This window comes from Sphingomonas sp. PP-CE-1G-424 (assembly GCF_004341085.1).
Taxonomy (GTDB): Bacteria; Pseudomonadota; Alphaproteobacteria; order Sphingomonadales; family Sphingomonadaceae; genus Sphingomonas.
In genome coordinates, this window is the sequence record NZ_SLXW01000006.1 from 48533 (window position 1) to 65545 (window position 17013).

11 protein-coding genes are annotated in these 17013 nt (G+C 65.2%); 5 read left to right on the forward strand and 6 right to left on the reverse strand.

Going from position 1 to position 17013, the window contains the following annotated elements; genetic code table 11:
* Window positions 1–44: 44 nt before the first annotated feature.
* Window positions 45–1208, forward strand: coding sequence for an ROK family transcriptional regulator (locus C8J43_RS17580; protein WP_165899666.1), 1164 nt, complete (start codon window positions 45–47; stop codon window positions 1206–1208).
* Here C8J43_RS17580 and C8J43_RS17585 read toward each other — a convergent pair.
* On the reverse strand, window positions 1196–2395 hold the full coding sequence (locus tag C8J43_RS17585) for an MFS transporter (protein WP_165899667.1): 1200 nt from the start codon (window positions 2393–2395) through the stop codon (window positions 1196–1198). The genes C8J43_RS17580 and C8J43_RS17585 overlap by 13 nt on opposite strands.
* A 111-nt stretch (window positions 2396–2506) precedes the next feature.
* Window positions 2507–5200, reverse strand: coding sequence for a TonB-dependent receptor (locus tag C8J43_RS17590; protein ID WP_133032021.1), 2694 nt, complete (start codon window positions 5198–5200; stop codon window positions 2507–2509).
* 112 nt (window positions 5201–5312) lie between these two features.
* Here C8J43_RS17590 and C8J43_RS17595 point away from each other — a divergent pair, with 112 nt between their 5' ends.
* From C8J43_RS17595 to C8J43_RS17605, 3 genes are all read left to right on the forward strand, one after another.
* A complete protein-coding gene (locus C8J43_RS17595) occupies window positions 5313–6209 on the forward strand; it encodes a DUF6528 family protein (RefSeq protein ID WP_243645657.1) in 897 nt (298 codons plus the stop codon).
* 89 nt (window positions 6210–6298) lie between these two features.
* On the forward strand, window positions 6299–7372 hold the full coding sequence (locus tag C8J43_RS17600) for a hypothetical protein (RefSeq protein ID WP_133032023.1): 1074 nt from the start codon (window positions 6299–6301) through the stop codon (window positions 7370–7372).
* On the forward strand, window positions 7345–8544 hold the full coding sequence (locus tag C8J43_RS17605; RefSeq protein ID WP_243645658.1) for an ROK family transcriptional regulator: 1200 nt from the start codon (window positions 7345–7347) through the stop codon (window positions 8542–8544). The genes C8J43_RS17600 and C8J43_RS17605 overlap by 28 nt, the downstream gene beginning before the upstream one ends.
* A 166-nt stretch (window positions 8545–8710) precedes the next feature.
* Here C8J43_RS17605 and C8J43_RS17610 read toward each other — a convergent pair whose 3' ends face one another.
* The 4 genes from C8J43_RS17610 to C8J43_RS17625 form a co-directional block, all read right to left on the reverse strand.
* A complete protein-coding gene (locus tag C8J43_RS17610; protein ID WP_133032024.1) occupies window positions 8711–9412 on the reverse strand; it encodes a hypothetical protein in 702 nt (233 codons plus the stop codon).
* Window positions 9413–9795: 383 nt separating this feature from the next.
* The gene (locus C8J43_RS17615; RefSeq protein ID WP_133032025.1) at window positions 9796–10050 is read right to left on the reverse strand and encodes a hypothetical protein; all 255 of its coding nucleotides are present in this window, start codon (window positions 10048–10050) and stop codon (window positions 9796–9798) included.
* A 344-nt stretch (window positions 10051–10394) separates the two neighbouring features.
* On the reverse strand, window positions 10395–11387 hold the full coding sequence (locus C8J43_RS17620) for a serine protease (RefSeq protein WP_133032026.1): 993 nt from the start codon (window positions 11385–11387) through the stop codon (window positions 10395–10397).
* 87 nt (window positions 11388–11474) lie between these two features.
* A complete protein-coding gene (locus tag C8J43_RS17625; protein ID WP_133032027.1) occupies window positions 11475–12302 on the reverse strand; it encodes an HNH endonuclease signature motif containing protein in 828 nt (275 codons plus the stop codon).
* Between the two features lie 125 nt (window positions 12303–12427).
* Here C8J43_RS17625 and C8J43_RS17630 point away from each other — a divergent pair, with 125 nt between their 5' ends.
* Window positions 12428–16861 carry a hypothetical protein gene (locus tag C8J43_RS17630; RefSeq protein WP_133032028.1) on the forward strand — a complete coding sequence of 1478 codons (4434 nt, stop codon included), beginning with the start codon at window positions 12428–12430 and terminating at the stop codon, window positions 16859–16861.
* Window positions 16862–17013: the final 152 nt, after the last annotated feature.

Sequence of the window (17013 nt, forward strand, 5' to 3'; positions counted from 1 at the left end):
TTTTATCTGCCATCGCTTCTGATCATCGTTACTGAGGCATGCTGATGTCGACCCGATCCTTCCCGGCGGTGCCGCCCTTCGCCTCCGCCAGAACCGCCCGGTCGACACTTACCGACCGCCACCGGCTTCTGCTCCGTACGATCCGTGAGAGCGGGCCGATCTCGCGGTCGCAGTTGATGAAACGCGTCGGCCTGTCGGGCGTCGCAGTCTTTCGCGGTACCGAGGAGCTCGCGGGCGAAGGCCTGATCGCGATCGGCGAGACGGTGGCGGAAGGACGCGGCCAGCCCAGCGCGATCGTCCGCATCCGGCCTGACGCGGCGGCGACGATCGGCCTGTCGATCATGACCGACCATGCCGAGGCGGTGCTGGTCGACCTGTCGGGCGTCGTCCGCGCGCGCCGCGACGTTAGCGCCGCGGGCATGAACCGTAGCGCGATCCTCGACGCGGTTGCCGGTTTTGCCACCGATGCCTGTGCCGAGGCGGGCATCGCGACCGCGGCACTGCGCGGGATCGGCATCGCGGTCGCCGGGTTCTTCGTGGCGCCGTCGACCGTCAATCCGGCCGCCGAACTCGACGATTGGGCGATGGTCGATCTCGCCGCGATCGTCGGCGACCGGCTCGGCCTGCCGGTGATGGTCGAGAATATCGGCAACGCCGCCGCGCTGGGCGAGGGATTGCTGGGCGTCGGTGCGGGGCATGACAGCTTCGTCTATCTCAACGTCGCGGCGGGTTTTGGCGGCGGTATCGTTCGTCACCGCGATCTGGTCCGCGGCACCAGCGGCAACGCCGGCGAGCTGGCGGGATTGTTCGACCTGACCGACCGGCCGGTACCGAACCTGACCAGCTTGCGCGCGGTACTGGCCGATCACGGCGTCGCCACCGACGGGATCACCGATCTTGTCGCGCGCTACGACGACGACTGGCCGGGCGTGACGGCATGGGTGGATCGCCACGCCGTATCATTTTCCTATCTCGCCGCGGCATTGCGCTTCGTCCTCGATCCAGGCGCGATCGTGATCGGCGGTCGGATCCCGCGCCCGCTGGCGGCGCGGATCACCGCGAGGATGACCTGGCCGGAGGATGCGGTACCGCAACGTCGCGGCCAGGGCCTGGTCGCACCGCCCGTGCTGGTTGCGAAATTGCCCGCCGAGGCTGCCGCGACGATCGGTGCCGCGACGCTCCTGCTCGAGCGCGATTATTTCAGCTGACGGCGCAGCGCATGGACGATCACGATGCACGCGACCGCGCTCGCCATCGGTGCGACGATCATCGTAAGGACCAGCGCGTTGCCCGGCACGCCGATGACATGACGATAATCGACCCGGCTCAGCAGAATGCCCATCGCCGCGGCACCCGCCCCCTGCGCGAGCTTCGACAAGCAGGTGAAAGCGCCGAAGCGGAGCATCGGCCGGCCGCGTGCGCCCAGTGTCGCGACTATACCCCATAGCGCCAGCCCATTGCCGCCCGACCCGATCCCGAACAGGATGCCGGCGGGCAACGCCACCCCCGGCCGCATCGTCGCCAGAAACGCCGCGCCCGCCAAAAGCGTGACAGCGGCGCTGGCCGCGAGCGTCGTCGCCGTGCCGCACCGACGTTGGCACCGCAGCCAGCCCGGTTGCGACGCCAGATTGCCGACCGCCACCGCGATCATCAGCGTCATCGACGGCCCGGCGCCGACGTCCGCGAACGCCGCGTAATAGGCCTCCAGCTTGCGAAATACGGTCCCGGAAAAACCGGTGAGCACGACGATCACCAACACCGCCGGGAAGGCCGAACCCGTGTCCTCGCGAACCGTTGCGACCGGCGGGCGAGGCAACGGGCCGATCCTCAGGCGCGACGAGGACAGTAGTAGGAAGCCGGCCAGTATCGCGCCGGTGATCGCGAACCGCGCCGTCGCGGTACCACCGTCGAGCACCAGCGCCGGCGCGACCAACGTCGCGATGACAAGGATCGCCACGCCGCCGGTCATGAACCGCCATGCGACGAGTTCATATCGATCGATATCGTCGAAGTCGGCGAGCGACAGCAATGCGTTCTGCGCGACATCGACGATCGGATAGCTCAACCGGAAGAGCATCAACGACGCGATCGCGACCGGCAGCCGCCACCCGTCGGGCAACAGCGACGCCGCGCAGAACGCCGCAAAGCTGGCCGCGACGACGATGGCGCCCGCCTGCTGGAACCGCGCCGCGCCGCGTCCGTCGGTGATCGTCCGATCCTTCAGGATGCCGACCGCGAGATCCGTCAGGCCGTTGACGACCAGCGACACCCCCAGCAACGCGCCCGCCATCGCCGGACGCAATCCGCATGCCTCGGTCAAATAGAACGCAAAGAGCAGGATGCTGCTGTGCCAGACCAGGCTCTTGGCGAAATGCGCGGTGAGATAGGTCGCCACCGACGCCGTCTTCCGACTCGTCCCCGATATCGCATGCGTCCCCACCGGAACCCGCTAGCACGACGACAAGTCGGTTTTGTTGATATCCTCGGCGACCGGCACCCGGCCCCGTTAGTAGCGGACCAGTGCGCCGACATAGAACGCTCGGCCATTGTCGATCTCCTCACGCAGCAGGCCGAAACCGGGGCCGAACAGCCGCTGTGGGCGGAAATTCGTCAGGTTCTTGCCCTGTGCCACGACGGTCAGATGGCGGTTGACGATCAGCCGCACCTGCGCGTCGAACAGGTCGCTGGTGGCGTAGCGCCGATCACCGAGCGGATCGGAGGTCGAGACCGAATAGAGGATCGGCGACAGGTGGTTCCACGCACTCTGCAGCGTCAGCGGGCCGGTGGTGTAGAACAGCTTCACGTTGGCCACCGTGTTCGCGCTTTCGAACAGCCCCGACAGCCGACGCCGCGTCACGCCGTCCGCCAGCGTCACCGAGGGTGGGGTCGGATCGAGCAACGTCAGGTTGGCCGAGAAACCGAGTCCGTCGAGCGGCCCCGGCAGGAACCGCATCCGTGCGACGACTGCGTTCAGCTCGAGCCCGCGCACTTTGCTGGCGTTGGTGTTGACCGGGCGGATGCGCGTGACCAGCTGTTGCGTGCCGTCGAACAGCTCGGTCGCCTGGTTGCGCACGGTCACGATCTCGTTGGCGATGTCCTTCTGAAACAGCGCGCCCGAAAACAGGATGTCGCGGTTGACGTAATATTCGAGGCTGAGGTCGTAATTGTCCGAGCGCCGCGCCTTCAGCGTCGGGTTGCCCGAGGTAATGCTGATCGCGCCGGTCGAGCTGTTGACGTTGACCGTCTCGCGCGCGGCAAGATCGTCGTAATTGGGGCGGCCGAGCGTGCGGCTGTACGCGGCGCGGAACCGGAGCTTGCCGGTCAGGTCCCAGTCGAACTGCGCGGACGGCAGCCAGTTGCGGTAATGCTGGTCCTGCTGGCCATAGGTATAGGTCGTGCCGCGCAACGCGAACGACCCGGTCGACAGGCGGGTATCCTCGTAGCGGACGCCCGCGCTGAGCCGTGCGCTGTCGAGCGCGTACCGCATCATCGCATAGCCGGCGTAGATGTCCTCGGTCAGGGTGTAATCGGACTGAAGGCTGCCCCCGATGTTGGTCGGATTGGCGGTGAAGCCGCTGCGCGTCGCGTCGAACGCAGCGCGGGCCGCGTCGGGATCGATCAGCAACAGAGCCTGGCCCCGGCCATCATACGGCATGTAGCTGTCGGGCGAGAGCACCGCGCTCAACAGATAGTTCGAGGTCGCGTTGGTGCGGTAATTGTCGACCTGGAAATCATAGCGGCGATCGAGGAACCGCGCATAGCCGCCTGCCGCGACGCCGAACCCGCGATCGTCGGCCTCCATGTTGACGCCGATATTGCCGCGCGCGGTCAACGCAGTCTCACGGTTGTCATCGCTGTTGGTACCGTATTCGAACTGGCGATAATTGGACGCGCCGGCGACATAGCCGGGCTGCGCGAAGTTGAAATAGGTGAAGCTGCCCGGCGTAATCGCATAGGTGTAGCCGAGGCTGTTGGTGTTCGCGATCCGGTAGGTCGAGAGCCGCGCATCCTGGCGATAGGTGGCGGCCGCATAGTTCACCCCGAAATCGGCACGGATATGGTCGCCCGGCGTCAGGTCGGCGTGGAAATCGGCGTAGCGCATGCGCCGGGTCTGATAGTAGTTCACCAGGTCGACCTGCGCATTGGCGTTCGAGACGGTGCCGCCACTCGCCGTGACGGCGCTGAAATTGGTGTAGCGATTGGTCGCGGCGGTCACCGCGGTATTGGCGACGACGAGATTCGACTGGCGCTCCTCGTCGTTGGTATGGCGGAAATCGGCCAGCGTCAGTGCGGCCGCGAACATCTTGTGATCGTTGAATTCTAGCTTGCCGAACACGCCGTAACGCTGGCGGACGTTGTCATAATGTAGCCAGCGCCGCCGGTCGGGCGCGACGAAGGCGTTCGATACGTCGTTGGCGGGGGAGGTGAGACGGGCCCCGGTGGTCGGATCGAAATACAGATAATTGTCGCTGGCCGAATTGAGCGACGCGGAATCGCGGCGGAAGTAGCTGCCCGAGACGACCGCACCGAACTTGTGCTCGGGGCCGAAGGTGGTGGAAGCGACGAGTTCGGTCTGACCCGATGGCGTTTCCTTGCCGCGGGTGCGCTCGAAATCATATCTGCCGATGTCGAAGCGTCCGCCGACGAACGGCTTGCCGTTGCCGTCGAACGCGCTGCGGGTGCGCAGATTGGCGATGCCGCCGATCGCGTTGCCGTTCATCGCCGCGGTCACCGACTTGTAGACCTCGACCCGGCTGGCGAGCGACGACGGGATCACATCGAGCGAGACGTTGCGCCGGCCGATCTCGTTGGCGGGCAGCGTGACGCCGTCGATCTGGACGAGGTTATAGTCCGCGTTGAGGCCGCGGATCGACAGGAACTGTGCTTCGCCGCGCGCATTGTTCTGGATCGTCGACACGCCGGGAACGCGCTGCAACGCCTCGCCGAGCCCGAAATCGGGGAGCGTGCCGATCTCGTCCGAGCTGATGCTGTCGGAGATGACCGAAATCTTGCGCTTCGCCTCGATCTCGCGGACCGCCTGGAGACGTGCGCCGGTCACCACGATCTCGCCATCGGTGTCGGATGCGGGCGTCTCGGGAGCCGGCGCCGGTGCGGGCGCGGGCAGGCTCTGGGCGAGCGCGGCGGCTGGCAGTGCGGCGGATAGCAGCAACAGGCTGCGCAACAGTGTCACGGTCTTCATGGCATTCCCCCCTGGGATTCGGCATCGTCGTGCCGCTTGGATTAATCACTATAGGTGACATATCTATGACGTCGCGCTATATTTTGGCAATCGGTTCCGTCGGAGAAGCATGATGATCTGGATTTCGAGCATGACGGCGATCGCCGCCGCGGCGCTGGCGCACCCCGCAACCGCCGCGGACAGGCTGTATGCGTGCGGCGACGACCAGGTTCGCGAATACCGCTTCGAGGGGAATACGGCGTCCGAATCGTGGCGCTGGACCGCGGCGTCGGCACGCGATCTGCCCGCGGCGTACCGCACGACCTTGTTGGCGCATATCGACGACTGCAAGCCGGTCGACGGCGGTCGCGCGATCCTCGTCACCGCGTCGACCGGCGGGGTCGTGCTGATCGACCGGGCGACCGGCCGCGTCACGTTCCGCGCGACCGCGCCGATGGCGCATTCCGCCGACCTCCTGCCCGGCGGCCGCATCGCCGTGGCGCTTTCGATCCACCGGGCGGGCGACCGGCTGGAACTCTACGACCGGACCCGTAGCGAGACGCCGTTGCTCCATGTGCCGTTGCCCTCGGGGCACGGCGCGGTCTGGGATGCCGATCGCCGACAGCTCTTCGCGCTCTCGCACGATCTGATCCAGGCCTACACGGTCGGCGGCACCAAGGCGGCACCGACGCTGAGCGAGGCGGCGCGGTGGACGCTGCCGGGACGACGCGACGGCCATGACCTGTCGCGACGCGCCGATGGCCGCTATCTGGTCACCACCGACGACGGCGTCTGGACGTTCGATCCCGGATTGACCGATCCAGTCGCAACCAGCTTTACCGCGTTCGCAGCGCTCAACCCGAAGCTGCGCGTGAAAGCGGTCAGCGCGGCCGGCGGACGACTGGCCTGGGTACAGGCGGAGGAAAGTTGGTGGGCGAACGGCTTCACGATCGCGCGCGCCGATGGCAGCGCCCCCGCGCGCGTGCCGGTGACGGGCATGCATCTGTACAAGGTGCGCTGGATACGGTGACGCTCGGTGGCGCGTCTCGACGATACGCCTGGGTTGCATATTGCGCGGCGCATTTCGGAAAGAGCCTGTTGTGGGCGGCTAGCGACCTGTTGACGTTGTACGTGCTCGTCACGCTCTACCGGATCGATCCGGTTGTCGCGGGCACGCTGTTCCTCTTCGCGCTCGGCGCCAACGCCGTCGCCGATCTCGGCGTAGGCGTGTGGCTCGATCGCCACCCCCGGCACGGTGCGATGCTGGCGACGGCGGCGCTGGCGGTGAGCGCGGCGAGCTTCCCTGCGACCATGCTGCTAGCACCGCATGGCGGTTTCGCAGTGCTGGCGGCGATGCTGGTCTTCCGCATCGCCTATGCGGGGTATGACGTCCCACACAATGCACTGATGGCGCGGCTCGCACCCGAACCGAGGCAGGCGACCTGGCTATCGCGCGGGCGGACGATCGGCACCGGGCTGGCCGGTGCGGTTGTGGCGTATTGCGCACACGAGATCGCCACCGCCCGCACCATCGGGCCGGTCCTGTGGACCTTGTCGGCAACGGCATTCATGATCGGCATGCTGCTGGTGCCGTTGCTCGCGCGCCTGCCATTGATCCCGCCGCCGCCAGCGCAAAGCGGCGACGGGCGGCTTGCGCTGCCATGGCCGTTCCTGATCGCCAGCGTGACCGGGATCGTCGCGCTGGGCGCGCTGGCCAAGGCGGTGCTGCACGTCCCGGTTTTCGCGGGAACAGCGCCGATCGATGCGGCGACGATGCTCCTGATGCTGACCGCCGGGCGTACCCTGTCGGCACTGGTGCCACTGCGGATCGCGGACGCACGGATGGGCCTAAGGTTGCTCGGTATCGCGTATCTGGTTGCGGCCCTGGTCGCGATCGCCGTCGCGTTGAGCATCGCCGCGCCTGCACTGCTCACTCTGGGGCTGGCGATGGGGGTGACGAACCTCATCGGCTGGGCGCTGCTGCCGGCGCTGGCGCGCGGGGCGAAGGGCTACGGGATCTATACGATGGCCTCGAAGCTGGCGCTTGGCGGAGCGGGGCTGGCGCTCGCTACCGGACTCGGCCGCGCGCCATCGTTCGCGCCGGGCCTATTCGCCTGGTTTGCGATGCTCGTCGCGCTGGCGTGTCTGGCGGCAGCCCTGATGCTGTGGCCGCGCTTGACTTCGGTCTCGTAGGCCTTCTTGTCGCGGCGATGAGCGGCATCATGGCGGGCGACTTCCCCGCACACTTCCTGCGCGACGACGGCAAGCGGACCGCGACCGCGAACGAACGCGTGGTGATGGATCTGCTTCATCGGCAAGGCCCGGCCTCGCGCGCTGATCTCGCGCGGCTAACGGGTCTCGCGCCGCATTCGATCACGCGGCTGGTCGAGCCATTGCTCGACCGCGGGCTCGTGCGCGAAGGCACTCCGCAGCCGATGGGCGTCGGCAAGCCGAGCACGCGGCTGGCGATCGTCGCGGACGCGGCCTTCTCGGTCGGCGTGTCGGTGACCACAGATTCGGTGGCGCTGGTCCTGCTCGATCTGTCAGGTGCGGTCGTCGGCCGCGCGACCGCACCGCTTGCAAGCGTCGACCTGGACGTCGCCGCGCAGCAGATCGCGGCAATGATCGACACCGCGGCGACGACCGCCGCCCTCGACCTTGCACGTCGCGTCGGCATCGGGATCGGCGTCACCGGCTATTTCATCGGCGATGGCGCGCGGTTAAATCCACCCGCACAGCTCGACCCGTGGGCGCTGGTTCCGCTCGACACCATGCTCGCCGAGCGACTGGGTGGACCGGTGTGGATCGACAATGACGGGAACGTCGCAGCGGTCGGCGAGATGATGTTGGGTGCGGGCCGCGACGCGCGCGACTTTGCCTATCTGTATTTCGCGGCCGGGTTCGGCGGCGGCGTGGTCGCTGACGGGATGCCGATGCGCGGCACCCACGGCAACGCGGGCGAGTTCGCGTCGATCCTGCCCGAGGGCTGGCCCCAGCCCAATCTGGAGTCGTTGCGCCGGTTCCTCGTCGAGCAGCACTGCCGCGACTATCCCGATCTCCACGCGATGCTGGCCGGATTTGACCCGCACGATCCCGCGATCGACGGCTGGCTCGACGCGTGCACGCCCTCGCTCAACCTGGTGGCGTCGGCGATCTCGGCAACGCTCGACCCGAACCTGATCGTACTTGGCGGTCGCCTGCCCCCTGCGCTGGCCGAACGGATCGCTGCGCGGATTCGCCTGACCAACCCGGCACGTCGCGGCCACCATCGCCCCGCCGCCCGGATCGTCCCCTCGACGCTCACCGAGGACGCGGCGGCGATAGGGGCTGCAATGCTGCCGCTGCGTGCAGCGTTCTTCGGCTGAAACAAGATCACGGCATTTGGGGTGGACCGGGGTGACCCAATCTCGGACGTCCATCAGAGATCGAGCATCGCCAAGAACCTGCCATTCGTTCACTGTTAGAACTTCCGGCTTGGACCACCGCCTCGCGCATACTCAACGGCATGACGGATAAGCAACGGTTTAGCGGCTACCGAGCTTGGTCGAGGGCCAGCAGCCGTGCACAGGAGCCTGGGGGTCGCCACTGCTGGGTCAAGGTGGTTGGCGATTTGGTGGCTTCATGCAGGATGAGCGCAAAACCGCGTCGTTGCTTTTTGCCGATAGCCATGAGCAGCATGGGCGGCCCCGCTCTGATCTTTAGCGAATTGCCCGGTCCGCGGCCGACCTGCGTTCCCTCTGGCGTCTCCAAACAGGTGTCGCCAGTAAATGCAAAGAATGCCTCTGGTCCCGAGTGGACGTGGACCGGGGCGGTCATGCCAGGGCTGAATATCGATCGCAGATAGTCTGCGGCCAACGTCGGCCCGCTTTTCACGGATAACGGCCCGATGACGGCGGCGGGGCGACCGCGCTTCGCTCGCCAGTTTTTGCGTTCGATGGTGAACAGCCAGACCGTGCCGAACGCGTCGACGATCGTACTTGTCGGCTTCGCCGCGGCCCGGGCATCCGCCTTAGATGCAAACTGGTCGAGGTGCCAGTATAGCGGCCCCGACGGCAGCCGCGGCAGCTCCTGGTGAGCCAGCAGGCAGGCCGGGCCGACCGTCTCTTCAGCACCGCACGACCGTGAGGTTGCCTGACCCCAAGCGTACTCGCCAGGGACGGCAACAACTAGGGCGAGTGCGCCCGCAGCAAGCGTCAGAGCCGCTCCTGCTGACGATTGGCGGCCAGATAGCATCAAGGCGTCGACGGCTTGCAGAAGCCCGTCGGTCGCCAGTCACCGCCCGGGATCACCGCAGGCTGACCCTTCGGAGAAAGGATCAAAACAAGGTTGCGTCGTCCCGTCGGTGCCGCCTGGATGTGGGGTCCGCGCTCGACTACATAGGTGCCACCAGCCGTGATGCGCCGCTTGTCAGTGGGCGTCTCCATACACTGCTCCCCCTCGACAACGTAGAAGGCTTCTGGACCGGGATGAGAGTGAACGCGCGTCTGCATCCCGGGTGGGAAGATCGCCTCCGAGAAGTGCGCAGTAACCGGTCCGGCCGGTGGGTAAAGGGGACCGATCGTCGCGCGTTTGAAGCCACCCCTGACCGGCTCGGACACTCCGCCAAGCACGTACAGTCAAAATCTGGAATGGGCCCGTGCGACGGTCGACCAGCGATGTCGGGCGGCCTCGGCGGTCGCGACCGTCTCGGTCGGAAACTGGTAGATCTGCCAGTATAGCTCGGAGCGGACGTCGCCGAGGTCGATCTGGCTGGTCTGGTAGCAGCCGGGCGTCTCCCGATCAGCCGGCACGGGCGCAGAGCAAAGGCCCGGAACCGGCGGCACGTCGCCCTGTCCCAGTACGGCCGCCAATAGAAGAATGGGTGTTAGCATCGCAACGTCCCCCTGAACGAGGATGTCACCCTTGCTGGACGGACGCAAGCGGGACCCCTGCCCGTCGCATGCTCATACTGACGACCCACAACTGGACGTTCAGGCCGCTCTGCCCACTTCCGAGCTTCGGTCGTTCATTCATGTAGACTGATCCGCACACCGTAAGCGACGTGTCGAGGACAAAGAACGGCAAAAAGTGGGACTTTGCTGCCATTCGCCGCGACTGTAGCAAATGGCAGCTATCGTCAGGACCGGACGCGACCCATTAGACCGGTCAGACGGCTGCATACGCGGAAGCTTGGCTGACGCGTCCTGCCTCTATTCCGATCTCGAAGGCTCTACTATTAGCCGCGCCCGGCGATCGCCTTTATGAAATCGACTATTACCGAGGCCGGCAGTGCGGCCGAGTAGCGCAGCCTATCGTTGTCATACTGACCCTCGAGCCATCGCATGGTCATTCCGACGCAATGTCCGTCCCCGAGCAGGACCGGGCAACCGCTGCTGCCCGGCGCAACGAGGTTCGAGATGAGCAGCGCGGGCGTCCGCTGCAGATAAAGATCGGCCAAGCCGTTCACTTCGCCGCGATGCCCCACCACGAGGGATTGCGCTCCTGGAATGCTTGGATAGCCCAGAGTGAAGACTTCATCGAACATCGCCACATCGGTGGTAAACCTGAACGCCGGCCCGACTGGACCGGTGACGCGGTAAAGGGCGATGTCATGGTCAGGCGAGAGGATTGGAGCCTCTATGGCCACCGGCGCGCCCTTCACGTCCGAGATTCTGACGTCCACTACCTCGTCAGCCGGATCGACGTTGTGACGGCAAGTCACAAGCCAGGGCCGCTCGTCCTGCTCGATTAAAAAACCGGATCCTCGCGCCTCTGCGCCATCCGCCTTCCTCACGTCGACCGCCAGCAGGGCGGAAGCGTAGCGCCCGGCAAGCTCGCCCGGGGCTGAAAAGAGGTTGCGAAACGTATCGTCGCGTAAGTGCCCGAGGATACGGATAAGGTCGAACTGGTGGTCGACGACGGCGCGCCAACTTGAGCCGAAAGACCTGCGAACCAGCCGCGCGGCAACCAGCCGCTCCCAGATGAAGGCGACGGCGGCGGGCTTGTAGGATTCCCCGCCCGAAACCATCGCCTCGAGCAACTCCTCGGAGAACATGTTCATCTTCGAGAACAGGCCCAGCGGGCCCTCGATGTCCTTGGCGCCTTTGAACTTCAGTCCCGCTCTCACCAGCTCAAGCGCAGCCGGCGTGTCGCTGAACAACAGCGAGAAGCGCCTCTCGACGATCGGAACCGCCTCGTCGATCGCCGGCCGGAGCGGATCATGCCTCATCCGCAGGCTCCGGGTCGCGTAAAGGAGGCCAGTGCAGCCTTGGCTCCTGCCGCTCCATGGGCAACCCCTTCCGGCAGATGAGAACGGTCAAAACAAAGAGGCACTGATCGGCCCGGGGTGAAAGCCAAGCTGGCCGCAGGAATAGACTCGAAGCGTCACGTCCTCGACATCGCACACACTCGAGCGAATTTCCGGGATCGCCGCTTCCTCTAACATGGCGTCCTTCCCAACCACGGCCAGCAGCACGCCGCTGGCTCGCCGGCCGGTCATCAACTCATAGACTTCAAGCTTTTCCTGCAGCCAATTCCCATAAGCGGGCGCATCCAAATACGCCTTCCTGACATAGACGAAGTCGACGACGATATCGGCCTGATCGTCCTGGAATTGCTTGAGTCCGTCGAGAACTAGGCGCTTCTCGCCTGCCACAAGCTCGACGTGTCGCTCGAAATAGACTCCGGCCTCCTTCTCAAATCTGGTGATCGCCACTTGGCTCAGCGCGAATGCCTGGACCTGCCAGCGCCGGGCCGCGATCTTGCGAATGCCGGCGTCGGTCGGCTGCTCGGCACTGCTCTGAGCGACCGGAAGGTCCGACCTAGCAATCTCGGACTGTGTCTCCAACCGCGTGAGCCGCTCGACAATTTCCGATTCCCGGCTTGCGGAAAGCCGCTCCTTGTAAAGACGGAGCGACTTGCGATCGATCTTCCCATCATGTGCCATTTTGTGATGCATGTCGCACAGCGCGATGAGGTTCCCGGGGTCATTGTTCTCCCGGTTTTCGTCGATGTGGTGAAGCTCGACATAGGTTGTCTCGCCACAGACCCTCAGCGCGCAGGCGTGGCCAGCCTCGACCAGGACGAGACGCCGAACGTCTGCCGGTACGTGGGGCCTGACACTATCATAAGGCTCTTTCGACAAGGACCGACCTCGGCTTTGCGTGCGCTTACAGGGGTAGCGGCGACTGTGCCGGGCTTCAATGTTCGTCCGTTTGATTGCCTGCCTTACCGCTCGGCGTCGCGTCCAACCGCTGATATGCGGTCTCCATGGCGGTCAGAGATTCCTTTTCCCAGACGACCAAGACGAACCTCGCAAAGCGCGCGGCGTATATCTGCTCTAGCCCGGATTGCCGGGCCTTCACCTTGGGCGCCCGGGCCGAGGGCGACGGCGTCGTCAATATCGGTGTCGCCGCCCATATCACTGCGGCGGCTGCCGGCGGCCCCCGGTTTGATCCCGACATCGACACCATCGATCGGGCATCGGAGCAGAATGGCCTTTGGCTGTGCGCCAATTGCCATACCCGGATCGACACAGACCCGACTCATTTCACCGTAGCCAAGCTTCGGGACTGGAAGCGTGACGCGGAGGCCCGATCGTTCGAGCAACTTGGCCGCAGGCCGCTCGATCTGGATAAGGCGATCAGATACCAGCCGGAGATCATCGCGCACGATTACCTTGTCCTGAAAGACGCGCTCGCGACAAAGGGGCCCCCGATCGACGACGCGGTCGATAGTTGGCGGAAGGCTGCGCTTCGCGATGTCACCGACTTCAAGGCGCTTCGGACCTGGCCGGCATCCCCAATCGACCTGTCGGTTCGATCCTCGCGGGTGGACGAGGAGGATTCGGCGGTCCCGAATTTCGCTGCCGTGCTGGAGATCGCAACCGATGTCATCATCGCGTCGGCGCCCGGGACCGGAAAGTCGACGACCATGATTCAGCTCGCCGGCACCATGCTCGATGCCGGTAGGCGGGTGGCGATCTATGTGCCGCTCGCGCAATGGGGCGCCCAGCAGGCAGACCTCCTGCTGTCGCTGACCGCGCGCGCGCCCTTTGCGCATCTCGACTTGGACGCTCTACGCCTACTGGCCGCGGAAGGGCGGCTTGTGCTGCTGCTGGACGGCTGGAACGAGCTCGATCCCAAGCAGCGGCTTCGGCTGAAACTGCAGCTCCAGCAATTGCGCCGGGAATATCCGCTGCTGGTGCTGGTCGTTGCCACCCGCGCCCACACTGACCGCCCCGTCGAAGGTCCGGTATTCCAGATCGAGGCGCTACGTGAGGACGAGCAACTGGAAGCAGTGCGGCGCATGCGCGGTGAGGAAGGCGTTGCCGTGCTCGACGCCGCATGGCGAGTCGCAGGTCTGCGCGACCTCGTTGCAATCCCGCTTTTCCTGACTGCGCTACTCGACCGGGCGATCGGCGCTGTTTTGCCGCGGTCGAAGGACGAGATACTCGAGGGTTATGTTCGTGCTCAAGCGCGAGACGATGCCCGGGCCGACAGCCTGCGTGAAGAGCTGGAGGATATGGCGTTCCGCTATCTCGAGGCGTTGGCGCGCGCAATGCGGGAGGATCAGCGGGTGTTGTTTGAGGCCGAGCGGGCGAGAGCGATCGTGTCAAAAACCGGCCAAGCGCTGTTGGGGCAAGGACAGATTGGCGCCGCGCCCAAGCCTGGTAGGGCGCTCGAGATTCTCAGCGACCTGCATCTTCTGGAACGGCCAGGTGACGGCATGATGTTCCAGTTTCAGCACCAGCAGATCCAGGAATGGTTCGCCTCGCGCGACGTAGAGGCGACAATCCGATCAGCCGCCGATGGAGATGAGGCAGCGCTAACTTGGCTACGTGGCACCGTCATGAACTGGCGCCATTGGGACGAGACCCTGTTGTTCGCCGTCGAGCGGATCAGCGCCTCCGCTAGTGCCGACGCCTTGCAGCTTCTGGCGCTGCTCGTGAACGAAGCTCTGCGGCTCGACCCCGATCTCGCAGGTGAGATCATCGCGCGGGCGCCGGAGGCATTCTGGTCGATGGCGGGACCTGCCATCAGGGATTTCGCGGCCGCTTGGCATGCTTCGGGCATGGTCGACCGTGCCGTCGATTTCATAATCACGACGGGCAGGCCCGAATTCGCCGACTTTGTCTGGCCGCTCATAACGGACCAGAATAGCCAGATCCATTTGCGGACGCTTCGCGCAGGCAACGGTTTTCGACCCTCGGTGCTGGGGGAGGACGCGGCGCACCGTATCGCGCAAGCCCTACCCGAAGTGAGGTCGCACATCCTTCAGGAGCTGGCCAGCAACGGCGGCATGGAAGGTATCGAACTTGCTACCTTAGTCGCGGAAAGCGACCCGGACCCCGACGTCCGCCTACAGACCTTCTCGGCGCTCGAATTCCGCTCGGCCAGCCGTCATGCCGTTCGCATTCTGCGAGCCTCGGGTAGCGAGGTCTGGGACTTGGCCGGTGGCCGAGGCTATTGGGACGGAATAGACGACCCCGAAGTCGTTGCCCGTCTCAAAACCATCAACGCGGGTCAGCGTTCAGCTCTGGCCGATCCGGTGGCCCTTCTACATGCGCTTTTGGAACAGGCAGGAGATACAGATGCCGGCCGGGTGCGGGAGATCCTTGCCGACCCCGCTTTTCCGGTCGGTGCGGAGCGTATCTACCATTTGACCGATCGCCTCGCGGCGCGCTGGCCCAAAGAAGTGGCCGACGCGATGGTGGACCGGCTGGAGGGAGGTCTTCCCTTACCCTTCCGGGCAGAGACGCTGCTCTTGGGGACGACTCCGGTCGATGACGGGTTGTTGATCGAACGGGTGTTGAACAGCCCGCCGGACGACGAGGGCGCAAAGGCCGCGGCGCGCCTCGCGGGTACTGGCACCGTGACAAAGTTGATCGACCAAGCGCTCGCCGGTCGCGAGGCGCTTCCCGAGGAGAAAGAGCAAAGGCGCAAAGCCTATTGGGCCGCGGTCGAGCGGGCCACAGCATCCCCGGTCGCCTCGCTAGTCGAAGCCCTTACCGCCTTCTCCGCGGAGACGGATCCTCAGCATATCCACGACATCGTCGAGATCATCAATCGACACCACGGCGGCGTGGACGTGCGTCCGCTAGCTCTCACCGAGGAACAGGCGCTCCAGATGGTCGCCTTGATCGAGGGCTGGGCACAAGCCCTGCTCGGAAATCCCGTCGCGACCCGATCTCAGGTAGCGGCACTCGCTGTCGCGATCGAGCGGGTACCTCGCGAGGAGTTGCTCGTGACGCTCGAGGCGTTGTTGGTCGAGGATCTCGAACGGTATCGGCGAGATTGGGAGCAGTTCCGGGGGCGGCCGTCGCGCTATAACTATGGCAACGATCTCTCAATGGCCTTCGGCATGCAATTCTCGCGGGCCTTCGTCGCCATCGGCGGCCAACGGGTAGTGTGCATCCTCTCACACTATCTGGTATCGCCGCGCTTCGGTGCTGACGCGGCGATGGCGCTGCGCCGGATCTTCGCGCATCGGACCGACGAGGCCGAGAAGAAATTCGGACAGGCTTGGCCCGATTTTTCAACGCTCGCAGCGAGTGCCACGGGGAAGGGCCACCCATCGCCCGGACCCGAGGCCGCGGCCCTGTTCGATGCAATCTCACGCTTGACCGGTGAGCGAGCGTCGGTCGCGGATCGCGAACAAGCGCTGTATCTGTTAAAGGTCATGCTTGGCATGCCCCATGCCGATCATCCTGCGATACGGGGGCTCCTGCGGGATACCGAAGTTTCGCCCCTCGCCAAGCGCGACGCTATGGCAGCCTTGGCGATGGCGGGAGTGACGCTTCCTGAAGAGCCGATCCGGCTTGGTCTCGCGGCGTTCCTCAAGCAGGCGGAAGGCGAGCGCTGGCTGTTGGACAATGACCAGAGCGACTTGGGGCGTTGGCTCGCCCTGTTTCCTTTCTCGGACCGGCCCGACGCATTGTTCGACGCCATTGCGGCTCTGGAACCGGCTCTTCTGCGTGACCGCAATATCGAGGCAGTGTGCGAGGCATTGCGCTGGGCGCCGACCGGCGTCGGCGATACCGGCCTGGTCGATCTCGCCGAGCGGCTTCCTGCGCTCAAGCAGAACTTCACCTGGCAGGCCGCGGTGCTCCACCGCCCGGAAAGAAGTGCGTTCTCGGCGTTCTGCGACTTGCTTGAGGCCGGCAGTATCGTGCGCAACGCTGACAGCCATGCGATCTGGTCCCTTGGCGACAAGCTCGCCGGCAAGCTAGCAGGGAACCCAACCTTGCGCGATGTGTATCTCGCCCGCTACCGGTCCAGTCAAGGCGTGGCCCGCAGCGTCTATGATCATGCCATCGCCAAGATGCACGATCCAGACAATGTCCCCTTCTTGGTCGAATGCTACGCGAGCTGGGGACGGTCGTTCGACGGGATACTCGCCGAGGCGCTGCGCAACTGCGCTCTCTCCTACCGGACATCCGAGCGGATGACCGGCAGCCAAGAGATCTTGCCGGTCGATCTTGCATCGCTGCGCCGCCAGCTCTTTGCGATCATGAGAGACGGGTCACCGCAGAGTCCGCTGGCAAGGGACTGCCTCGAGCTTATCGAGGAACTCCGTCGCGACTATGGCGCAATCGACACCGAGCCCCGGCATCCGGATGTTGCAAAGGGCATGCCCTGGCCGCTCGAGGAGGGGCAGCTGCCCGGTCGCGCCGCCCTTGAAGGCAAGGGCGGCCAAAAATAGCGGGAGAGCTTCTTCACCATCACGCTACGCTAGAGGAGAAATGGCACGAGATGTAGGTTCGACATCGGGCCGCGATCAAATCAGGCCATCTGCTCACCGATCGCCCTTTCTCCCGCCGAGATCCTATTCGGCAGCGTACGCAGATATTAAGC